The sequence below is a fragment of the Aquitalea sp. S1-19 genome, from assembly GCF_024343515.1.
Genome location: NZ_RJTZ01000157.1, coordinates 1 through 4630 on the forward strand (window position 1 = coordinate 1; position 4630 = coordinate 4630).

Below are 4630 nucleotides of genomic sequence, written 5' to 3' on the forward strand. Positions count from 1 at the left end.
TGTTTTGCCGGATATCTGAGCGCCAGTGTCAGGGCAAGCTCTACGCCTGCCGCGCCACCGCCAGCCACCACGATCTGTTCAGGCCCGGGCCGGGCATCCAGTTGCTGCAAGCGGCGGATAAAACCGTCTATCGGCTTGACGCCGCAGGCATAGTCGGCAGCGCCGGGTATGGCGTTAAGCCTGGGACTGGAGCCGATATCGAGCGAGAGCAGGTCGAACTCCAGCGCGAGTTTGCCCGTGTACAGCGTACGCTTTGCCAAGTCCAGCGCGGTGGCCGTGTCGTGGATCAGCCTGACACCGGCGGCCAGACATAGCGGGGCGAGGTCGATATGAATCTCTTCGCGCGTGTAAGCGCCGGCGACAAAGCCCGGCAACATGCCTGAGTAGGGGGCAAGCACATCGCGTGTCAGTAGCGTGATTTCCACATCGGGGCGGGGCTGGCGTATCAGTGCTTCCAGCACAAACAGGTGGCTGTGGCCGCCACCGATTAGCAGCAGTTTTTTCATTGTGCGGAGAACCAGATATCGCCATACCAGGCGCTGGCTTTGCCGCCGGCGTTGTCGGCATCGCTCATCAGCGCCACCGCGTCGATATGGTCAAAGTCTTCACCAAAGGCGGTTTTCAGGTCTTCGCGTACATTGCGCTTGTGCACCACCCACTGCCCGGCCTTGGCATTGCCGCTGTCGACCGCCTGCAGCATGGCTTGGGAAACAAAGGCATTGGGCCAGCGGCTGCCGATGGGCTGGTTGCTGGACCAGACATAGTTCAGTGCGCGGCTGGACAGGCCGAAGGGGCCGCGCTCGTCCACCACATACACTCGTGCCGGATAGTCGTCGCCGCTCTTGCTTCTTTCGTTGACACCGGCGTAGGTGTTGCTGATTTTCCAGCGCCAGTTAAGGAAAGGCGTCTTGGTGAGGTCAACCTTCATTTTGCGGAATTTGCCGGAAGCACCGCCATCGGCGTCGGCGCGCAACACGGTGGTATTGCCGTCCTGCACCAGCCGGTAGCGGGTTTCACCCTTGAAGCTTTTCGTATCCCAGCCAGCGAGCGAGCCCTGGCTGAAGGCACCGGCCAGGGGCTCGGCCGCGAAAATGCTGCTGGCGGACAGTGCCAGCAGCCATGCAGGATTCAGTATTTTCATGGTTTGGGTCCGGTAAAACTGTGCCAGCCGGCGGCAAGCCGGCTCAGCGTGGTCAGTGCGCAAAGTGCGGCAAAGCCCCAGGCCAGTAGCGGGAAATAGGCGGGAAAGATACACATCAGGGCAAAGCAGGCCAGCGTCTCGCTGGCCTCGGTCAGTCCGCCCAGATAGTAAAAGCCCTTGTTGGGGTAAGTGGTGCTGTGGATGCGGCGCTTTTCCGCCATCACGGCAAAGGCAAGAAAGCTGGTGCCGGTGCCGACAAAGGCGAAGGTCAGCGCGGCGGCGGCCAGTGCATTACTGTCTGGCGCCGCCAGCGCAAAAGCAAACGGAATGGACGAATAAAACAGGAAATCCAGACTGATATCGAGAAAAGCGCCGCGATCGGTCGGGGTGGTCAGGCGAGCCAGAGTGCCGTCCAGCCCGTCCAGCAGGCGCGACAGCAAAATCAGTGCAAGGCCGCTTAAAAACCAGCGCTGGCTAATGGCCAGTGCCGCAAGCACGCCGCAGGCAAAGGCGCTCAGTGTGATGGTATCGGCGTGGATGCGATGGCGGCACAGGGTTCTGGCCATGGCTGCCAGCGGGCGGTGTAAAAGCGGCAGCAGCAAACGGTCAAGCATCAGGCGCCTCCAGCTGGATGAGCCGGCCGCCGGCAGGCACATCGGCACTGTCATGGGTGACCAGCAAGGCCGGAATTGCGCGTGCCTGCAAATGGCGATAGACAAAGTCGCGCATATCCTGGCGCAAGCGGCTGTCCAGCCGCGAGACGGGTTCATCGAGCAAAAGCATGGCCGGTTCGGCCAGCAGGGCGCGCATCAAGGCCACGCGCGCCGCCTGACCGCCGGAGAGGGTGGATGGTGCGCGTTTTTCCATGCCGCCAAGTTCCGCATCTTTCAGGGCTGCCCTTACCGCATCCTGGCGTGCCTGGCCGCGTACACTTGCCGGCAGGGCAAAGGCCAGGTTTTCGGCCACGCTCATATGCGGAAATAGCAGCGCGTCCTGAAACAACAGGCCGATGCGGCGTTGCTCTATCGGGATGCAGGTCAGGCTTTGCCCCGCCAGACGCACCTGGCCGCTTTGGCGGATAGCGGGTGACAGGGTACCGGCGATGGCCGCAAGCAGGCTGGACTTGCCGCAGCCGGAAGGGCCCATCAAGGTCAGGATTTCTCCCGGCGCGAGTGTCAGGCTAAGCGGCCCGATGGTGCGGCCATCGGGCAGGGTCAGGCAGAGCCTGTCCAGTTCAAACAGGGTGTTTTTCATCATCAGGCAATGTGCGTGCCAGCATAAAGGCTATCAGCGGTAATAAGGTCGTAAGCAGGGCATAGGCGGCCATCACGCGGCGATTGCCGCCGGAGGACAGCGCCACCGCTTCAGTGGTCAGGGTGGTGATGCGGCCGGCACCCAGATAAAGCGTGGGCAGGTATTGGGCAATGCTGACCGCGACACCGACGGCAGCGGCAGCGGCAATCGGGCGTGCCAGCATGGGCCATTTGACGCGCCAGCAGGCTTGCAGGCGCGAGTGCCCCAATGCGCGCGCAAGTACCAGATAGCGCGCATCAAAACGCCGGTAGGCGGGCGCCAGTACAATCACCATATAGGGAAAAACCCAGAATAACTGCGCCCAAGCGACGCTGAACATACTGCCCTCCAGTTGCCAGGGAAGCGCCAGCCGGTACAGGCCGGCCACCAGCAAGACTTGCGGCAGGATCAGCGGTGCCAGTAGCAGGCTGCCCACGGCCGGATGCGCTGTGCCGTACTCCAGCCACAATAGCGCCAGCAACAAGGCTGCCGATCCACTGAGTAGCGCCAGCGCCAGCGTGCTGAAAAGATGGGCGGCAAGGGTGTCGCCGCCATCTTGCCAGGCAGCGAGTGTCAGACTTTGCGGCCATGGATCGGGAAAGAGCCACAGTCCGGCAAACGACCATAGCAGTGTCAGCAGGATGACTGCGCCGTAGATAGCCAGCAAGCTGATGGCCAGCAAGCTCCCGCCAAACTCGGTTGTGCGTTGTCCGCGCTGTCCGTCGGGCCATCTGTGGCTCGCCTGCCATGCGCGCCACAACAAGGCAAAGAGCATCAGCAGCGCGCCGCTTAGTAGTGCCAATAGCCAGCTGCCGGCCATGGCCGGCGCCAGACGTGCCGGGTTGCCCTCCTGCAGCCATTGCCATAGCAGAACCGCCAGCGTAGGTGGCGTGCCCGGGCCTGCGATGATGGCCATATCGATGACGGTCAGGGAGTAAGCTAGCACCGCGCATAAGGGCCAGGCCAGGCGCGGCAGCAATTGCGGCAGAATGATCCAGCGCCAGATGCGCTTCGGGGTATAGCCCAGGCTGGCGGCAACTTGTGTCTGATGGACAAGCTCGCGCCGGGCGAGAAACAGCGCGATATTCCACAGCAAAAACGGCATTTCCTTAAGACTCAGCGCCAGCGCCAGAGCCAGAGCCAGCGGGTCGTTGACCGTTACCCAATCCGGCGCATCGACGGGAAAGCCGGCGATGGCGGCAAACAGGCGCACCAGCATGCCGCCAGGTGCAATCAGAAAGACCAGCCCGATGGCAAATGCCGCATGCGGCAAGGCCAGCATAGGTGAAAGCAGTGCGCCTAAGCGTAGCCAGAGACGGCTGTGGTACAGGCTGCGCGCAATCAGCAGCGCCCCGCCTAACGCTGCCGCGCTAGCCAAAAGCGCCGAAATCAGCGTGGCGCAGAGGGCGCTGGCAAACTGCGGGTCGGTAATCAGCGCGCTTAGCGCCGCGCCGGACAGTGCCGGCCATAGCGCCGCCAGCAGGGCGGCCAGCAGCGGCAGGGCAAACAGCAGGCCGACCAGTATCAGGGTCAATACGGGCATGGCTCAGGCGCCGCCTGCCTTGCCGTAGCGGCGCAGCCATTCTTTTTCCAGCGCATCCACCCAGCTGGCGTGTGGTTCGGCCAGTGTCTTGACGCTGGCTGGCAGGCTGCCCGCAGCGCTTTGCCGCAAGGCCGCACCTTGCGCGGCCGGCAGTTTGGCCGGGTCCAGTACGCTAGGGTCGCCCCAGATGGCGACATCGGCCTTTTTGACTTGCGCCTCGGGCGAGAGCAGGAAATTGGCCAGCACCTTGGCGCCGGCGGCTGATCTGGCATTAAACGGGATGGCGACAAAATGCACATTGGCCAGCGTACCGTCCTTGTGGCCATAGCTATAGGCGGTTTTGGGCAGGCGTTTGGCGGCGATGAGATTGGGTACTTCATTCGGGTTGAAGCTGATGCCCAGCAGCAGTTCGCCATCGGCCATCATCTGCAGCGTTTGTTCGCCTGAGGCGGCAAAGGCCTGACCTTTGCGCCACAGCAAGGGGTGGAGCTGATCAAGGTAGGCCCATAAGGCGCGGGTTTCGCGGGCAAAAACCGCAGCGGTGACCGGCTGTTGCAGCAGGGCCGGGTCGGGTGCCAGCTCCAGCAGCGCCTGTTTCAGGAAGCTGGTGCCGTGAAACTGCGGCGGTTTGGGGTAGCTGACCCGTCCCGGAT

At 62.8% G+C, this 4630-nt stretch carries 6 protein-coding genes; all 6 read right to left on the reverse strand.

Translation table 11 applies throughout. The features are described 5' to 3' along the window. On the reverse strand, positions 1 to 506 hold a 506-nt coding region (locus EGI20_RS16195), incomplete at its 3' end, for an FAD-dependent oxidoreductase (RefSeq protein WP_498632702.1). Next, the gene (locus EGI20_RS16200; protein WP_498632703.1) at positions 503 to 1141 is read right to left on the reverse strand and encodes a DUF3047 domain-containing protein; all 639 of its coding nucleotides are present in this window, start codon (positions 1139 to 1141) and stop codon (positions 503 to 505) included. The genes EGI20_RS16200 and EGI20_RS16195, both read right to left, overlap by 4 nt. After that, complete coding sequence (locus EGI20_RS16205; RefSeq protein WP_498632704.1) at positions 1138 to 1755, reverse strand: CDP-alcohol phosphatidyltransferase family protein; 618 nt, start codon at positions 1753 to 1755, stop codon at positions 1138 to 1140. The genes EGI20_RS16200 and EGI20_RS16205 overlap by 4 nt, the downstream gene beginning before the upstream one ends. Beyond that, on the reverse strand, positions 1748 to 2398 hold the full coding sequence (locus tag EGI20_RS16210) for an ATP-binding cassette domain-containing protein (RefSeq protein WP_498632705.1): 651 nt from the start codon (positions 2396 to 2398) through the stop codon (positions 1748 to 1750). Before EGI20_RS16210 ends, EGI20_RS16205 begins: the two co-directional genes overlap by 8 nt. Continuing rightward, positions 2376 to 3977, reverse strand: a complete 1602-nt coding sequence (locus EGI20_RS16215) for an ABC transporter permease (RefSeq protein ID WP_498632707.1) — start codon at positions 3975 to 3977, stop codon at positions 2376 to 2378. The genes EGI20_RS16210 and EGI20_RS16215 overlap by 23 nt, the downstream gene beginning before the upstream one ends. 3 nt (positions 3978 to 3980) lie before the next feature. Then, a partial coding sequence (locus EGI20_RS16220; protein ID WP_498632709.1) for an ABC transporter substrate-binding protein occupies positions 3981 to 4630 on the reverse strand: 650 nt, incomplete at its 5' end.